The organism is Nocardia sp. NPDC005998 (assembly GCF_040614395.1).
Taxonomy (GTDB): Bacteria; Actinomycetota; Actinomycetes; order Mycobacteriales; family Mycobacteriaceae; genus Nocardia.
In genome coordinates this window covers 98176-115254 of the sequence record NZ_JBEXUI010000004.1, presented here as the reverse complement: position 1 = coordinate 115254, position 17079 = coordinate 98176, and the positions used below count along the sequence as shown (strand labels likewise).

Annotated in this window: 12 protein-coding genes and 1 pseudogene; 11 read left to right on the top strand and 2 right to left on the bottom strand. The window is 67.0% G+C overall.

The genetic code is table 11. The features are described 5' to 3' along the window. Positions 1–101 precede the first annotated feature (101 nt). From ABZ293_RS08910 to ABZ293_RS08870, 9 genes and pseudogenes are all read left to right on the top strand, one after another. Positions 102–1466 (top strand): annotated as a pseudogene (locus tag ABZ293_RS08910) (DEAD/DEAH box helicase); the annotation flags it as partial. Between the two features lie 541 nt (positions 1467–2007). Continuing rightward, complete coding sequence (locus ABZ293_RS08905) at positions 2008–2853, top strand: DMT family transporter (protein WP_355178745.1); 846 nt, start codon at positions 2008–2010, stop codon at positions 2851–2853. 165 nt (positions 2854–3018) lie between these two features. Then, a complete protein-coding gene (locus ABZ293_RS08900; protein WP_355178743.1) occupies positions 3019–4455 on the top strand; it encodes a GuaB1 family IMP dehydrogenase-related protein in 1437 nt (478 codons plus the stop codon). 545 nt (positions 4456–5000) lie between these two features. After that, a complete protein-coding gene (locus tag ABZ293_RS08895; protein ID WP_355178741.1) occupies positions 5001–6539 on the top strand; it encodes a hemolysin family protein in 1539 nt (512 codons plus the stop codon). Further along, the gene (locus tag ABZ293_RS08890) at positions 6532–7596 is read left to right on the top strand and encodes a hemolysin family protein (protein WP_355178740.1); all 1065 of its coding nucleotides are present in this window, start codon (positions 6532–6534) and stop codon (positions 7594–7596) included. Before ABZ293_RS08895 ends, ABZ293_RS08890 begins: the two co-directional genes overlap by 8 nt. Then, the gene (locus ABZ293_RS08885; protein WP_355178738.1) at positions 7593–8525 is read left to right on the top strand and encodes a 3-methyladenine DNA glycosylase; all 933 of its coding nucleotides are present in this window, start codon (positions 7593–7595) and stop codon (positions 8523–8525) included. Before ABZ293_RS08890 ends, ABZ293_RS08885 begins: the two co-directional genes overlap by 4 nt. 144 nt (positions 8526–8669) lie before the next feature. After that, a complete protein-coding gene (locus tag ABZ293_RS08880) occupies positions 8670–10244 on the top strand; it encodes a hypothetical protein (RefSeq protein WP_355178736.1) in 1575 nt (524 codons plus the stop codon). After that, positions 10241–10894, top strand: a complete 654-nt coding sequence (locus ABZ293_RS08875) for a DUF305 domain-containing protein (protein WP_355178734.1) — start codon at positions 10241–10243, stop codon at positions 10892–10894. The genes ABZ293_RS08880 and ABZ293_RS08875 overlap by 4 nt, the downstream gene beginning before the upstream one ends. A gap of 143 nt (positions 10895–11037) precedes the next feature. Beyond that, complete coding sequence (locus tag ABZ293_RS08870; RefSeq protein WP_355178733.1) at positions 11038–11754, top strand: hypothetical protein; 717 nt, start codon at positions 11038–11040, stop codon at positions 11752–11754. Between the two features lie 17 nt (positions 11755–11771). On the opposite strand, the gene ABZ293_RS08865 is transcribed toward ABZ293_RS08870, so the two are convergent. Continuing rightward, positions 11772–12329 (bottom strand): hypothetical protein, encoded by a 558-nt coding sequence (locus ABZ293_RS08865; RefSeq protein ID WP_355178731.1) that lies wholly within the window; start codon positions 12327–12329, stop codon positions 11772–11774. A 419-nt stretch (positions 12330–12748) separates the two neighbouring features. Then, on the bottom strand, positions 12749–14932 hold the full coding sequence (locus ABZ293_RS08860) for a malate synthase G (protein ID WP_355178729.1): 2184 nt from the start codon (positions 14930–14932) through the stop codon (positions 12749–12751). A gap of 263 nt (positions 14933–15195) precedes the next feature. Between ABZ293_RS08860 and ABZ293_RS08855 the strand changes: the two genes are divergently transcribed. Together ABZ293_RS08855 and ABZ293_RS08850 are read left to right on the top strand one after the other, a co-directional pair. Further along, positions 15196–15945 carry a glucose 1-dehydrogenase gene (locus tag ABZ293_RS08855; protein ID WP_354956537.1) on the top strand — a complete coding sequence of 250 codons (750 nt, stop codon included), beginning with the start codon at positions 15196–15198 and terminating at the stop codon, positions 15943–15945. Then, positions 15942–16991, top strand: a complete 1050-nt coding sequence (locus ABZ293_RS08850) for an alcohol dehydrogenase catalytic domain-containing protein (RefSeq protein WP_355178727.1) — start codon at positions 15942–15944, stop codon at positions 16989–16991. Before ABZ293_RS08855 ends, ABZ293_RS08850 begins: the two co-directional genes overlap by 4 nt. The last annotated feature ends 88 nt before the right edge of the window (positions 16992–17079 follow it).

Here is a 17079-nt window from a genome sequence, read left to right as displayed (position 1 = left end):
CCGGTCCTACCGCATCCGGCGATGACCGGGCCCAACCATCTCGGCGGCACCTCGCGTGCCCGGATCCTCCCGCGCCGAGACATGAAAGGCACACAACCCCGTTGACCTCCTCCACCCCTGCCACCACCTTCGCGGATCTGGGCCTACCCGCCGTGCTCGTCCAGGCTTTGCGCCGCGACGGCATCGAGACCCCGTTCCCGATCCAGGCCGCGACGGCGACCGATGCGCTGGCGGGCAAGGACGTGCTCGGGCGCGGACCGACCGGCTCCGGCAAGACCCTGGCCTTCGGGCTGCCGATGCTCGCGCTGCTCACCGGTGCCCAGGCCAAGCCGGGCAAACCGCGCGGTCTGGTGCTGGTGCCGACCAGGGAACTGGCGGCCCAGATCGAGAAGGCGCTGGACAATGCGGCGTTATCGCTGGGGTTGCGGGTGGCCTCGGTGGTCGGCGGCGCACCGATCAAGCGGCAGGCCGATCGGCTCGCGCGCGGTGTCGATCTGCTCATCGCCACGCCGGGGCGCCTCGAAGATCTGATCAACCAGCGCTCCGCCGATCTGTCCGAGGTGCGGATCACCGCACTCGACGAGGCCGACCACATGGCCGATATGGGCTTCCTGCCCCAGGTCACCAAGCTGCTCGACCGAACGCCGAAAGACGGTCAGCGACTGCTGTTCTCGGCCACCCTCGACGGTGAGGTCGACAAGCTGGTCAAGCGCTACCTGCGCGCCCCGGTCACGCATTCGACCGCACCGCCGTCGGCCTCGGTCGCCACCATGTCGCACCACCTGCTGTTCCTGCGCAAGGCGGATAAGCGCGAGATCACCGCGCAGATCGCGGCGCGCGACGGGCTGACCATCATGTTCGTGCGCACCAAGCACGGTGCCGACCGGCTCGCGAAGCAGTTGCGCGGGTCCGGAATCGCCGCGGGCGCGCTGCATGGCGGTAAGGCGCAGAACAATCGCGTGCGAACCCTCGCCGCATTCGCCGACGGCACCACACCGGTGCTGGTGACCACCGATGTGGCCGCGCGCGGCATCCACATCGACGGGATTTCCCTTGTCGTACATGTCGATCCGCCCGCCGAACCGAAGGCGTATCTGCATCGCGCCGGCCGCACCGCCCGCGCCGGTGAGGACGGCGTCGTCGTCACGCTGGTCACCGAAGAGGAACGCGCCGACGTCGAGAAGATGACCCGCAAGGCGGGCGTCGATGTCGACGGCGTGCAGGTTCGTCCGGGTGATCGGCGCCTGATCCAGATCACCGGCGCAAAGCAGCCCTCGGGCGTACCGATCGTCGCGGCGAGCTCGGCGGTGACGGTGGGTGACGAAGGCGAGTTGAAGGTCGGCGCTGGTCGGCGCGGCGGGTCGAACCGCAGGTCGGGCGGTGCTGGTCGCGGTGCGGGGTCGGGTCGCGCCGGTCGTGGCGCAGGTTCCGGCGGCGCCGGTCGAAATGCGTCCGGTAACGGTCGCGGTGCGGGATCGGGTGCTGCCGGTCGCAATGCCGGGGCCGGTGGCGCCGGTCGGGGTGCAGGTGCCGGCAGTGCCGACGGTCGGGGCGCCGGTGTGGGTGGTGCGAAGAAGTCTTCGGGTCATTCGCCGAGTTCCACCGCGACGTCGAGTCGGCGTGGTGCCGGAACTTCGGGTCGAGCCGCGGGTGGGTCGACGGCCGCTTCGACCACGGGTCGGGCCGCAGGTGCGGCAACTGCGGCGCCGGGCCGCGGCGCGGGATCGGCGCGGACGGCTCCCGGACGGGCCGTGAACTCGGCATCGGCCGCGCCGGGTCGTTCCGCCGGGTCGGCGAAGGCGGGCACGGCCCGTGCCGCCGGATCGGGCTCGGCCGCGCGCGGCGTATCGGCCCATGGTGCCGGGGCGACTTCCGGTCGCGGTGTCGGCGCAGGCGGAGCGGACCGCACCGCCGCGACCAGCGGCGACACGCCCGGGCGGACACGTCGACGCGCCGGACGGCCGCAGGGGGTGCCGGCGAGCCGCAATCGCGGGGCAAACTGATCGGGTGTCGAATAACGAGGTGGGCGCGGTTGCCTGCGCCTTGATCGGGGCGCTGCTGTTCGCGCTGGCTGCGGTGGCGCAGCAGCATGCCGCCGCAGCGGTCCCGGAAGGGCAGTCGCTGATGGGTTCGCTGGTGCGCAGTCCGCGCTGGTGGGCCGGAATCGTCGGGGACGCGGGCGGTTACGCGATGCAGGTCGCGGCGCTGGCCCTGGGCCCGGTCCTGCTCGTGCAACCGATGCTGGTCAGCATGCTGATCTTTGCCCTTCCCCTCTCCGCCCGACTCAACAAACGCCGGATCGCCCCGCGCACCTGGGCGACCGCGATCGCCCTCGCGGTGGCGCTGGCGGTTTTCTTGATCGTCGGCGACCCCACCAAGGGCAATACCACTGCGCCCCTGCGGGATTGGATTCCGCCGCTGACCGCGCTACTGGCCGCGCTCGCGGTCGCGCTCGCCGTTGGTGTCAAGTCCGCCGACCCGACCCGTCGCGCCCTACTTTTCGGCGTCGTCGGCGGTGCCCTTTTCGGCCTCGCCGCCGCACTCACCTCCTACGTAACGGAATTGTTCGACGATGGCCTCGGCCATGTGCTCAGCAGCTGGCAGACCTGGGCGCTGATCGCATCCGGCGTGATCGGCCTCTATCTCCAGCAACGCGCCTACCAAGCTGGCCCGCTGGTCGCCTCCCTCCCAGCCGTCACCATCGCCGAACCCCTGGCCGCCGCCTTCATCGGCATCACCGTCCTCGACGAACGCCTCCGCACCGACAATTTGGGCCTACTCGCCATCGCCATCGCGGTAATCACCATGTGCGCGACCACAATCCAACTCTCCCGCGTCGAAGCGGCGGCCTGACACCGAAACCGAGATCGGGTCGAAGCTGTGGCGACATCTACCGAAAAGCCCGGCCACCAGCCCCATCTGATCTTGATCCCGGCGACGCGACCACGACTCGCGCATGGCGCGGCCGAATGCTGGGCGATTGCACGCGATAACGGCGCACCGGTTAGAATCGGTTAAGTGCAGTTTCTCCCTGGTCATCAGCCGCCGTACGACCTGACCTACGACGACCTCTTCCTCGTCCCGAATCGGACGGATGTCGCGTCACGGTTCGACGTGGATCTATCGACCGCAGACGGGTCCGGCACCACCATTCCCATTGTTGTCGCGAATATGACCGCGGTCGCCGGACGCCGGATGGCCGAAACGGTCGCCCGCCGCGGCGGCATCGTTGTCCTGCCCCAGGATCTCCCGATCGCTGCGGCCGCCGACACCATCGCCTTTGTGAAGAGCCGTTCGCTCACCGCCGACACTCCGGTCACTCTGGATCCGGAGCGTTCGGTGTCCGAGGCCGTCGCCCTGATGCACAAGCGCGCCCACGGCGCGGTCGTTGTCGTCGACGGCGGCAAACCGGTCGGCGTGATCACCGAGGCCTCCTGCACCGATGTCGACCGCTTCGCCCGGCTGCGCGATGTCGCGATCACCGATTTCGTCAAGGCGCCGGCCAGCACCTCGCCGCGCGATATCTTCGACCTGCTCGAGGCCGAGCACGCGCAGCTCGCCGTGCTCATCGCCGAGGACGGCGGCCTCGCGGGCGTGATGACCCGCACCGGGGCCATTCGCACCGGCATCTACCAGCCCAATGTCGATGCCGACAATAAGCTGCGGGTGGCCGCCGCGGTCGGCATCAACGGTGATGTGGCCGCCAAGGCCAAGGCACTGGTCGACTCGGGTGCGGACCTGCTCGTCATCGACACCGCGCACGGACACCAGGCCAAGATGCTCGAAACCCTCAGCGCCATTCGCGATCTCGGCCTCGGTGTGCCGCTGGTCGCGGGCAATGTGGTCTCCGCGCAGGGCACCCGGGATCTGGCCGCGGCGGGCGCGGACATCATCAAGGTCGGTGTCGGCCCCGGTGCCATGTGCACCACCAGGATGATGACCGGTGTCGGCCGTCCGCAGTTCTCCGCGGTGGCCGAATGCGCCACCGCCGCAAAGGAACTCGGCGTACACATCTGGGCCGACGGCGGCGTCCGGCACCCGCGCGATGTTGCGCTGGCATTGGCCGCTGGCGCGGCCAATGTGATGATCGGCTCCTGGTTCGCTGGCACCTACGAATCCCCCGGCGACCTGCGTGTCGATCGTGACGGCAATGCGTACAAGGAGAGCTTCGGCATGGCCTCCAAGCGTGCCGTCGCCGCCCGCACCGCGACCGACAGCGGTTTCGACCGCGCACGCAAGGCGCTGTTCGAGGAGGGCATCTCCAGCTCGCGGATGCGCCTGGATCCGGAACGCCCCAGCGTCGAGGACCTGCTCGACCACATCTGCTCCGGCGTCCGCAGCGCCTGCACCTACGCCGGTGCGCGCACCCTGCCCGATTTCCACGACAAGGCGGTGCTCGGCGTGCAGTCGGCAGCCGGATTCGCCGAGGGCCGCCCTCTTCCCAGTGGCTGGTAAACCTGCGACAACTGCACATAGCGAGAGACACCCAACGCAACCACCACGGGGCAAGGCGGTGCTCGGCGTGCAGTCGGCAGCCGGATTCGCCGAGGGCCGGCCTCTTGCCAGTGACTGGTGGACCTGCGACAACTCCAGATAGCGAGAGACACGCCCAAGACGACCATCACGGAGCGAGTCTTACGAGCGACCGTTCGCGGCCCGTCTCGCGTCCGAGCCGTCGAAGCGCATGCGACGCAGTCGCGAGTCTCGACGGCTCGGACGCGAGACACCCGGGGGCCGCGAACACGCCGCGCCGCAGGCGCGGCAAATTCAACACAGCCACCGGCCCACGCGGGCACGCGCGTGGGCCGGTAGCATAGGGGTTGCCGGTTTCCGGCACGACAAACCCCATTTGCCGAGAGGAACAAGTTGTCACCCGCGTCCGAGGGCGCCGCACAGGAGGGCTCCTCTACCGAGCCGGGTGACAAACCCGGCGCTCTCCTTCCCCCAGCAGCCCGATCCGATTCAGCTCATCGTCGTGTTTCTCGCAGGTGGTGCTGACGATGTCCGTCGTGCTCACCGTGCTCAGCCTGGTCGGGTTCATCGCCCTCACCCTTGGCACGGCACTGTTCGTCGCCGCCGAATTCTCCCTCACCGCGCTGGAACGCAGCACCGTCGAATCGCATGTGCGCACCGTCGGCGACGCCCGCTCGCGCATGGTCCGGCAGGCCCACACCACCCTGTCGTTCCAACTCTCCGGCGCTCAGCTCGGTATCACTATCACCACTCTGATCACCGGCTATATCGCCGAACCGGTGCTGGCCCGGCTGCTAACGCCGCTATTGACCGGGTTCGGCCTGGGCACGGGTGCGGCGCAGGGCATCTCACTCACAGTGGCACTCGTGCTGGCCACCTCGCTGTCGATGATCTATGGCGAACTCGTCCCGAAGAACATCGCGATCTCCAAGCCGCTCGGCACCGCGCGGGCGACCGCGGGGCCGATGATCGCCTTCTCGGTGGTGTTCAAGTGGATGATCCACTTCCTCAACGGCACGGCTAACTGGGTGGTCCGCCGCTTGGGCGTGGAACCTGCCGAGGAATTGCGCTCGGCGCGCTCCCCGCAGGAACTCGGCTCGCTGGTGCGCACGTCCGCGCTGCGCGGCGCCCTCGACCACCGCACGGCGCAGTTGGTGGACCGCTCGCTGCAATTCGGCGAGCGCAGCGCCGAAGAACTGATGACACCCCGGGTCAAGATCGAATCACTGGACCGGTCCGATACCATCGGTGACCTCATCGCGGCTGCCAGCCGCACCGGCTACTCCCGCTTCCCGGTCATCGACGGCGATCTGGACAACACCCTCGGCGTCGTGCACATCAAGCAGGCCTTCACCCATCCGGCGAATGTCCGCAAGACCATCCCGCTGTATCAGCTCGCGCGCCCGGTGCCGATCGTGCCCGCCAGCCTCGACGGTGACGAGGTACTCGAACGCGTGCGTGCCCATGGCATGCAGGTCGCCCTGGTGGTCGACGAATACGGCGGCACCGCGGGCATCGTCACCATGGAGGACCTCATCGAGGAGATCCTCGGCGATGTCCGCGACGAACACGACGAGGAAGAACGCGATGTCCGCCGGGTCGCCGACGGCTGGGACTGTTCGGGTCTGCTGCGCATCGATGAGGTCTCCCGCGCCACCGGATACGACGCCCCGGAGGGCGAGTACGAAACGCTCGGCGGTCTGGTGCTCACCCGGCTCGGCCGCATCCCGGTCACCGGTGATGAGGTGATCCTGCCGAATCCGCGTTCCTCGCACCGCCATCTGGACGACGAGGAGGGCGGCTGGATCGCCAAGGTCGAGCGGATGGACGGGCGGCGCATCGACCGGATCCGGCTGGTCCCGGTGGCTGCCGCAGCGCTCACCGCACACAATGCAGCCGCGCACAATGCCGCCGTGCAGGATGCCGCCGTGCAGGATGCCGCCGTGCAGGATGCCGCCACGCACAATGCCACTGCACACAATGCCGCCACGCACAATGCCGCTGTGCAGGATGCCGCCGCGGACAACGCCACCGTGCACAATGCCAAGGAGAACAGCCATGGGTGATCTCCTCGGTGTCCTGCTCACGGTGGTGCTGCTGGCGTGCAACGCCTTCTTCGTCGCCGCCGAATTCGCGCTGATATCGGCCCGCCGCGACCGTCTCGAGGCGCTGGCCGCACAGGGAAAGCGCCAGGCCGAAACGGTGATCCGGGCGGGTGAGAACCTGTCCATGATGCTGGCCGCTGCGCAACTCGGCATCACCATCTGCTCGATCCTGCTCGGCCGAATCGGCGAACCCGCGGTCGCGCATCTGCTGGAGGGGCCGTTCGGTCTGGTCGGCCTGCCCGAACAGCTGTTGCATCCGATCGCATTCGCCGTCGCCCTGACGATCGTGGTGATCCTGCACATCCTGTTCGGCGAGATGATTCCGAAGAATATCGCGCTGGCCGGACCGGAACGCAGTGCGCTGCTGCTGGTTCCGGTGCATCTGCAGTGGTTGCGGTTGGCGCGTCCGGTAATCGCGCTCTACAACCTGGCCGCGAACCTGTCGTTGCGCATGCTGCGGGTCGAACCCAAGGATGAACTGGATGCCACGGTCTCCAGTGTGGAGCTCGCCGAAATGATCGGTGAATCCCGTTCGGAGGGACTGCTGGACGAGGAGGAGCACCGACGCCTCACCCAGGCGCTCGGCACCTCCGATCGCGTCGTCGGCGATGTGATGGTGCCGCTGGCCACGACCCGTTCGGTGCCATTGCGCGGCAATGGCACCGAGCTCGGCGATATCGAAACCGCCGTCGCGGAAACCGGCTTCTCCCGGTACCCGGTGCGCGCGAGCGACGGTTCGCTGGTCGGCTATCTGCATGTCAAGGATGTGCTCGACAAGGTCGCCGATGAGAGCGCCGGGCCGAATACGCCCATCCCGCGCACCGATATCCGCCCGTTGCCGACCGTTGGCTCCGGCACCCCGCTGTACGAGGCGCTGGCTCGGTTGCGCCGCACCAATTCGCATCTGGGCCGGGTCGTCGACAATCGCGGCAATACGGTCGGCATTGTGGCGCTGGAGGATCTGGTGGAAGAGTTCGTCGGCACCGTGCGTGACGGGACGCACCGGGTGATCGAATGATCGTGCTGGCCGAGTCCGAGTGGCGGGCCAGGGCGGCCGTGCACCGGGCTCGGCTGGACGAACTCGTCGGGCCATATCTCGAACGCCGCGCGGCGGGTTCATCACACCCGGTGATCGACTTCCTGTTCACCTACTACGGACACAAGCCCGCGCAGCTGCGGCGGTGGCACCCGGGATTCGGCGTCGCATTGGCCGGGGCCCGAGAATACGACGGTGGCCGCGGATATCACTGCATCGAGGTACCCGAGGCACGCGTAGTCGCGGAAGGGTCCGTGGTCGAGTGGACGCTCGGGGCATCCGCATACACCGCGGACCCCGCATACCTGGCGCGACGCCGTGACACCATCGCGTTCATCGCGGACCTGTTGCGCGCCACGGCATCTCGACCCGCCCAGCTGTCCTGCTTCGGACTGCACGAATGGGCCATGGTGTACAAGACCGACGAGGTCCGCCACCAACAGGTCCCACTCCGCCTCGGCGGTACCGGCACCGATGCGGTCGTCGAATCAATGTCATTGCGCTGCACCCACTTCGACGCCTTCCGCTTCTTCACCCCGGACGCCGTCGGCCGCAATGCGGAGCCCCTCACCCGGGCCGACCAGGTCGCCCGCGAACAGCCCGGCTGCCTGCACGCCAATATGGACCTCTACAAATGGGGTTTCAAACTCACCCCGCTCCTGTCCTCCGATCTGCTCCTCGACTACTTCGAGTTCGCCTGCGCCGCGCGCGAGCTCGATATGCGCGCCAGTCCGTACGACCTCACCGCATACGGTTACGAACCGGTCCGCATCGAAACCCCGTCCGGCCGCGCCGAATACGTCCGGGCGCAGTCGGCACTTGCGGAGCGATCAACGAGACTCAGACAGTCCCTCCTCGACGTCTGCACAGCTCTGCTGGCGTACGACACTGCCGCACTCACCGCCGGCTGAGCACTACCCTGAAACACGCTGCCTACCTGCGATTTCCGCCAAACTTCCGCATCAAGTTATCGCCTGTTACTACCATTCAGTCAGTCATATTCCGTCTGAGTCGGCGCGGCCTGTGCCCATGATGAGGAAAGTTGGGATGCAACGATGCACCCGAAGCTGACACTGCGCCGTACCAGGCCGTTGGCGCTGCTCGCCACGGCGGTCGTCACCGCGATGATGCTGCCTAGCAGCGCGTCGGCCGATCTACAGTCCGATATCGCCACCGCGGTCCAGGAATTTCTCGATATCGGCCGCACCTCGGTGCCGCGGTCGGACTGCGGACCGGGATCGATGCCGGAAACCGGGCTGCAGGGCGATGTTCCGGCCGCCGACCGTGACAGTCGGCGCAGCACCCAGGGCTATGCCTGCAATATGTCGATGGTCGGCAACTACGCCGGGCGCGGGGCTGGCATCACCTCGACCAGCTTCGACCACTGCGCATATATGGGTTCATTCTTCCCCGGCGATCTGATCAGCGAGGGCCGCGGCGTCCAGGTACTGGATGTCTCCGATCCGGCGCATCCACGGCCGACGGTCACCCTGACCGAACCCGCGATGCTGGCGGGCACCTGGGAAAGCCTCAAGGTCAATGTCGAGCGTAAACTGCTGGTCGGTACTGGTGTGCCGATCGGCGAAGGCGTCGGCTACCTGTCGGTCTACGACATCTCCGATTGCGCGTATCCGAAGCTGCTCAATCCGGGTCCCGGCTCGAATCTGGCTATGCCGCTGCCGATTACCACGCACGAGGGCGGCTGGTCCCCGGATGGCCGCACCTACTGGGCCTCGGGTATCGCGCCCGGCTTCGTCAGCGCTGTCGATCTCACCGATCCGGCTGATCCGCACGTCATCTGGCAGGGCCTGACCGGTATCGAGGCACACGGCTTCGGAATCAGCCCCGACGGCAATCGGATGTATCTGTCCGCACTGGGCGGATTCACGGTGCTCGATATCAGTTCGGTCCAGCGCCGCGACCTCAACCCGCAGGTCACCCATATCGGCCGCACCTTCTGGACCGACGGATGGGCCACCCAGCACAGTGTGCCGGTGACCTATGGCGGCAAGCCGTACCTCTACACCATCGACGAAGGTGGTTCCGGCGGTGTGAAACTCATCGATATCTCCGATGACACCACCCCGAAGGTCGCCGGGAAGATCAAGCTGGAGATCAATCTGCTGCAGCATATCGACAGCAATATCGGCAGCTCCATGGGTGGTTCGGCGTTCGCCTACGAATCGCACTACTGTGCCGCGGACCGCCCGGACGATCCCACCGCGCTCGCCTGCGGCTGGATCTCCTCCGGCATCAGGGTTTTCGATATCCGCGATCCGCACAGCATCCGCGAGATCGCCTACTTCAACCCGCCCGCCCGCACCGGGCAGAACCTGAGCCTCTGGAACTCTCCGCACGCCCTCGCCTCGATCATCGGCGTGCCGTTCATGAGCGCACTTCCGGCCGCACGCGCGGTGCTCGAGGGGCAGTTCGATCCGTCGGATGCACTCACTTCGCGCACCGGCAACCTCGCCTTCGGAGATGTCTCCACCGACTGGTGCTTCTCGCCTCCGGAATGGCGCGGCGACCAGTTGTATGTCGCCTGCTCCGATAACGGATTCATGGTGCTGCAGCTCGAGAACGACGTATACACCGCACCGGCGGATCAGCGATCGACCGTCGGGTCGTGACCGTGTCCCGGTGGATCCGCGCCGCCACGTTCGCCGCACTCGCCTTCGCCCTGGTGGTGATCGGTGCGGCGCTGCGGCCGCTGGTGCTACCCGAAGCCCACCCGGCCGCACCGGTTCTCAATGCGGTGGAGATCGGATTCGCACAGGATATGACGGCACATCATCAGCAGGCGCTGATCATGGTGCAGCGCTTGGATCGCGGCGTCGAGCCGACGGTACTGCGTCTGGCACAGCAGCTCTCGGACGCACAGCGCATCGAGATCGGCACGATGCTGGGGTGGCTGCGGTTGGCCGACGCGTCACCGTTATCGCCACACCCGATGGCCTGGATGCACGCCCAGGCGGCTGCATCCCACCATCATTCGACCGCTGTTGCCGATCAGCCGAGCGGGGATGCGATGCCCGGCATGGCGAGCACCGCCGAACTCGACGTGCTCGCCGCCGCCCGCGGCCACGATGCGGAAATCCTGTTCCTGCAATTGATGTTCCGCCACCATCAGGGCGGACTCGCCATGGCCCGCGCCGCGGATCAGCTACTGATCTCCGGCCCGGTCAAGGAAGCGGCGCGGTCGATGTTCCAGAGCCAGAGCCAGGAGGTGGGCGTCATGGGTGTGCTGCTCACCCAACTCGGCGGACGACCACTGCAATAGCCGATATCACTGACGCTCGAGCCGACCCCTGCCCGATGCGGGTCGGCGGCGCGGCGCTATCTCAGAGCGGGCGTATTCCTCCGGGTCCGGACCCGGAGGTATGGTCGATCTAGATCGACAGCACAGGAAGGGCTGAGCGACACGTGATCCGGACCGAGGCAGTCACCGTCCCCGAACACGTGCACGGGTATCCCGACGTTGCCTTCGGCGGATATGTGGCGGGTCTGCTCGCCGGGCGCTGCGAGGCCGCCGAGGTGCGTGTCGACTTCCGCGCCAAGGTCCCGCTCGAGGCCCCGATGTCATTGCGACCCACCAGATCCGGTGGCCACACGCTGACCGACGCCGACGGCGCACTGCTCGCCGAATCCACACCAGCGGTGCTCACCATCGATCCCCCGCCCGCGCCGACCTGGGCCGAGGCCAAGGCGGTCACCGACGCGGCCATGGTCTCGCGCCGCATCACCGACTGCTACGGCTGCGGCGCAGCCTGCGCACCCGGCCGCGGCCTGCGCCTACTCACCTGGGACACACCGGAGCACGACCTCATTATCGCCGCTTGGACCCCCGACGCCGGGCTCGCCGACGAATCCGGCCAGCTCCCACCGGAAGTCGTCTGGTCCGCCCTCGACTGCCCGGGCGGCTGGGCCGCCATCCGCAAACAGGGCATGCGCATGGGCGGAGTAACCGCCGCCCTCACCGCGACCCAACTCCACCCCATCTACCCCGACTCCCCTTACATCTCCTACGCCTGGCCCATCACCCATCAGGGCCGCAAACACACCGTCGGCATCGCCCTCGCCACCCCGTCCGGCGACCCCTGCGCCCTGGCCGAAGCCCTCTGGATCGCACCGAAATCCTGAACCGACACAGGTAACTGTCAGGTGTTTTCGACGAAGCGGTACCACGGACCGTGGAAGGGTTCGTAGCCGATCGCACCCGGTCCGGGTGGGCCGATACTGGGGGCGCTGTCCGGGAAGTAGGCGAGGCCCTCGGAATTCGTCGCTCCGCCGGCGATGTAGAACAGGCAGCCGCCGTCGCGGCGGGTGATATAGGTGACGGCGTAGATGCCGAGGCGGGTGCGGTGGCCGGGGTTGGCGCAGGCGGCGGCCTGGTCCTCCAGGATGGGGCGAGACAGGCGCCAACCTGCGGATTCGGGGACCTCGTACCAGACAAGGGCGGCGAGGGTGGCGATGAGGATCGGGGCGGCCAGGCTGACGAGGATGGCGTGGTAGCGGATCAGGCCCAGGATCCCGAAGCACACGGCGACCCCGCCGACGACCGAAAGCCCCACCCACAGCAGCACTTTGGTCGGGAAGCTGCCCTGCGCGGCGATCTCCCAGCACAGCGCCACGCAGAGTAGCGCGATAACGGTGGTGATGACGCCCATCCAGAGCTCGAACCAGAGCGGTATCCGTCCGGGGCCGCCGCTGCTCATGTCAAGAAGATACGTCGGCGGTCCGCATTCCCGAAGGGAATCGGCGCGGCGGCCCAGAGGTCATCCCCGGGCAAAGGGAAAACCCCCGGCCGCGGCATCCGCTGTGGAGCCATGACCGGGGGTTGGTCGCACAAGATGTCAGTTCGCCGATTACAGCGGCGGGAAACCGGCCGAACCGGTGGCCATCCAGTTCCAGAACTGCGCTACACGATTGACGAGCAGGGCGACCACATCAAGGACAACGCTTCCCATAAAACTTCCTCACGTCCGACTATCCATGCAGCGCCCAGGGTAACGGACCGTTATCTGAGCCGAAACCGGTCGGCTGCCTCGCCGGGGGCCGCCCATGTGGTAAAGGAATCCCCTGCCCGGCGAGTGCCGGAGCAGGGGATTCACGAGTTATTCGGACGCGCAGCGACTTACACGCAAGCCAGCGCCTTGGCCTCGCGCCGACGCCGGTGCAGGATCGGCTCGGTGTAGCCGTTGGGCTGCTTGGTGCCTTCGAGCACCAGCTCCTTCGCGGCCTGGAACGCAATGCTGCTGGCGAAGTCCGGCGCCATCGGCCGGTAGTTCGGGTCGCCCGCATTCTGCTTGTCGACCACCGGCGCCATCCGCTCCATGCTGGCCACCACCTCATCGGCGGTAACCACACCGTGGCGCAGCCAGTTCGCCATCAGCTGGCTCGAAATACGCAGGGTCGCGCGGTCTTCCATGAGACCGATATCGCGGATATCGGGCACCTTGGAGCAGCCGACACCCTGGTCGATCCAGCGCACCACGTAGCCGAGAATGCCCTGGGAGTTATTGTCCAACTCCTGCTGCTTCTCCTCGGCTGTCCAGTTCGGATTCGCCGCGAGCGGGATCTCCAGGATCTGGTCGACGGTGGCGCGGCGGCCACCGGCGGCGATCTCCTGCTGCCGCTCGAACACGTCGACCTGGTGGTAGTGCGTCGCGTGCAGGGTGGCGGCGGTCGGCGAGGGCACCCACGCGGTATTGGCGCCAGCGCGCGGGTGGCCGATCTTCTGCTCGAGCATGTCGTGCATCAGATCTGGCATGGCCCACATGCCCTTACCGATCTGCGCCTTGCCGGGCAGGCCGGTGGCCAGACCCGTATCGACGTTCCAATCCTCGTAGGACAGGATCCACTGCTGGGTCTTCATCTCGGCCTTGCGGACCATCGGCCCGGCTTCCATGGAGGTGTGGATCTCATCGCCGGTGCGGTCCAGGAAGCCGGTGTTGATGAACACCACGCGCTCGGACGTGGCCTGGATGCAGGCGGCGAGGTTGACCGTGGTGCGGCGCTCCTCGTCCATGATGCCGACCTTGAGGGTGTTGCGGGTCAGCCCGAGCACATCCTCGATCCGGCCGAACAGCTCGTTGGTAAAGGCAACCTCGTCGGGGCCGTGCATCTTCGGCTTCACGATGTAGACCGAACCGGTGCGGCTGTTCTTCAGTTGCGTATCGCCGAGCAGGCTGTGCTTGGCGATCAGCGAGGTGATCAGGCCGTCCATGATGCCCTCGGGCACCTCATTGCCCTCGGCGTCGATGATCGCGTCGGAGGTCATCAGATGACCGACATTGCGCACGAACAGCAGCGAACGGCCGTGCAGCACCAGTTCACCGCCGCCGACCGCGGTGTAGACGCGGTCCGGGTTCATGGTGCGGGTGAAGGTCTTATCGCCCTTGGTGACCTTCTCCGCCAGCTCACCCTTCATCAGGCCGAGCCAGTTGTGGTAGCAGAGCACCTTGTCCTCGGCGTCCACCGCCGCGACCGAATCCTCGAAGTCCATGATCGTGGTGACCGCGGACTCCAGCACCACATCCTTGACACCCGCCGGATCGGTCTTGCCGATCGGCGAGGCGGGGTCGATCTGGATGTCGACGTGCAAACCGTTGTGCTGCAACAGGATCGAGGTCGGCGAGGCCGGATCACCCAGGTAGCCGACCAGTTCCGCACCATCGGCGGCCAGGGTGGTGACCTCGTCGTTGCTCAGCGTGACGGCCAGCTTGCCGCCATCGATCGCGTATTGCGTCGAGGCCAGATGCGAGCCATTGGCCAGCGGGGCCGCAGTATCGAGGAACTTGCGCGCGAATTCGATCACGCGACCGCCACGGACCGGGTTGTAGCCGGTGCCCTTCTCGCCGCCATCGGCCTCGGAGATGGCGTCGGTGCCGTAGAGCGCGTCGTAGAGCGAGCCCCAGCGCGCATTCGCGGCATTGATCGCAAAGCGGGCGTTCATCACCGGCACCACCAGCTGCGGGCCCGCGGTGGTGGCGATTTCGGCGTCCACGTTCTGGGTGGCAATCTTGAAGTCGGCCGGTGCCGCGCGCAGATAGCCGATATCGCCCAGGAAGCTCTTGTAGGCGGCCTTGTCGTAGTTCGCGCCGGGGTGTTCGGCGTGCCAGGCATCGAGCTTGCCCTGGATCTCGTCGCGTTCGGCCAGCAGGGCGCGGTTGCGCGGGGCGAGGTCATTGATGACCTGCTCGGCTCCGGCCCAGAACGCGGCGGAATCTACGCCGGTTCCGGGGAGCGCCTCGTTCTCGATGAACTCGTGGAGAACGCTCGCCACCTGGAGCCCGCCGACCTGAATCCGCTCTGTCATCTACTGCCTCACTTTTGAGAAAGCCGGGTGGGAAAAATCGCAACCAATGTTACCCGTCGGTAGTGATGTGACGGTGCGTCGGGTCGATCGCCGCGCGGCTCCGTTGTCTGCCGCCGCGCCGAACCTTGGATGCCGGTTCGTCAGCGAGTCGCGATGGGTGTCGTATGGGGATCGCCCGGACCCCTTGATTGTATCGGTCGGTCCAATTAATGTACTGACTGGAACATTTATTCGCACCGGGACCAATGGAGTGCACCGTGGCATTGCCAGAACAGCCGTTAGCGAACAAGGTCGTGCTGGTCACCGGCGGCAGCCGGGGACTCGGCCGGGAGATGGTGCGCGCCTTCGCCGCGGCCGGAGCGGATGTGGTGATCGCCAGCCGCAAACTCGACGGCTGCGTCGAACTCGCCGATGAGGTGAAGAACACATACGGGCGGCGCGCGCTGCCGGTGGCATGCAATGTCAGCGAGTGGGCCCAGTGCGACGCACTGACCGAGGCCGCATACGCGGAATTCGGCCGGGTCGATGTGCTGGTCAACAATGCCGGAATGTCGCTGCTGTATCCGAGCCTGGACCAGGTGAGCGAGGCAATGTTCGACAAGGTGATCGCGGTCAATCTCAAGGGCCCGTTCCGGCTGTCGACCTCGATCGGCACCCGGATGGCCGCCGCCGGTGGCGGCTCGATCATCAATATCTCCTCACTCGAGGCGGTGCGACCGGAACCGCTCGCGGTCCCCTATGCGGCCGCCAAGGCCGGATTGTCCAATCTCACCGGCGGTCTCGCGCAGAGCTTCGGGCCAACAGTGCGGGTCAATACGATCCAGTGCGGTCCGTTTGCCACGGATATCTCCAAGGCGTGGCCCGATGAGTTGCGGGCGGAGCTGACCCGGCATGTGGCGCTGAGGCGGGTCGGACAGCCGGAGGAGATCGTTGGCGCGGCACTGTTCTTCGCGACGGACGCCTCGGCCTATTGCACCGGCGCCACCCTGGCCCTGGACGGAGGATGGCGATGAAGGCACTGACTTACGCTGGCCCGCAACAGATCTCGTACACCGACGTACCCGATCCGGTGCTACCCGGCCGGGACGCGGCGATTGTCCGAGTATCCGCGGCCGGGATCTGCGGCAGCGATCTGCACATCTACGCCGGGCACGGCTTCACCAATGGCACCGGGTACAGCGTCGGGCACGAGGCGGTCGGGGAAATCGTCGAATTGGGTTCGGATGTTCAGGGATTCACACTTGGTGACCGGGTACTGGTATCCGCCTCGGTCGGCTGCAATCGCTGTGCGAAGTGCAAGGCCGGCATCGTGGCGGCCTGCGAACGGCATCCGCTGCCGGTCGACGCCTGCTACGGCCTCGGTGGATCCCTGGCGGGTGCACAGGCCGAATATCTCGCGGTCCCGCACGCCGAGGGAAATCTGGTGCGACTGCCCGATACGGTCAGCGACGAGGCCGCGATCGTGCTCACCGACAATGCGCCGACCGCCTGGTACGGCGCGCGCCGTGCCCGCATCGCACCCGGTGAGACGGTGGTGGTGATCGGGCTCGGACCGGTCGGGCTGATGGCCGTGCAGTCGGCGTTCGCCATGGGTGCGTCGCGGGTGCTCGGGGTGGATCTGGTCGCCGAGCGCCGCAAGCGCGCCGTCGAATTGGGTGCGGAGGTGGTCGAATCCGATGAGCCCAAGACCGTGATTCGCGAATTGCTGAGCGGCGGTGCGGATGTCGCGATCGAGGCGGTCGGTGCGGATGAGACCATCAAGCTGGCCATCAGCGCGGTCGGACATCGGGGGCGAGTCAGCGTCGTCGGCGTCAGCCATAACCGCGCCTTCCCATTCCATATGCAGCTGGCACAGGTCAAGGAACTCGAATTCCATATCGGACTGTGCTCGATCCAATACGAGTTGCCCGCGCTGCTGCGGCTCACCGCCGCCGGCCGGATGCGGCCCGAAGCCGTTGTCACACACCGGTTCCCGATGTCGGAGGGGGCACACGCCTACCGTATGTTCGCCGATCGGGCCGACGGGGTGTCCAAAGTCGTCCTGGATCCCCAAAAATGACAGCATCGCGCAGCGATTCGATGGGGGGTGGCGGCCGGGAGACGGGTGGGCCAGCATCGCGCAGCGATTCGATGGGGGGTGGCGGCCG

Coding starts and splice junctions, on each gene's coding strand:
- ABZ293_RS08895 (WP_355178741.1), top strand. CDS start 5,001: ATGTCCGTCGTGCTCACCGTGCTCAGCCTGGTCGGGTTCATCGCCCTC.
- ABZ293_RS08890 (WP_355178740.1), top strand. CDS start 6,532: ATGGGTGATCTCCTCGGTGTCCTGCTCACGGTGGTGCTGCTGGCGTGC.
- ABZ293_RS08880 (WP_355178736.1), top strand. CDS start 8,670: ATGCACCCGAAGCTGACACTGCGCCGTACCAGGCCGTTGGCGCTGCTC.
- ABZ293_RS08860 (WP_355178729.1), bottom strand. CDS start 14,932: ATGACAGAGCGGATTCAGGTCGGCGGGCTCCAGGTGGCGAGCGTTCTC.
- ABZ293_RS08885 (WP_355178738.1), top strand. CDS start 7,593: ATGATCGTGCTGGCCGAGTCCGAGTGGCGGGCCAGGGCGGCCGTGCAC.
- ABZ293_RS08850 (WP_355178727.1), top strand. CDS start 15,942: ATGAAGGCACTGACTTACGCTGGCCCGCAACAGATCTCGTACACCGAC.
- ABZ293_RS08865 (WP_355178731.1), bottom strand. CDS start 12,329: ATGAGCAGCGGCGGCCCCGGACGGATACCGCTCTGGTTCGAGCTCTGG.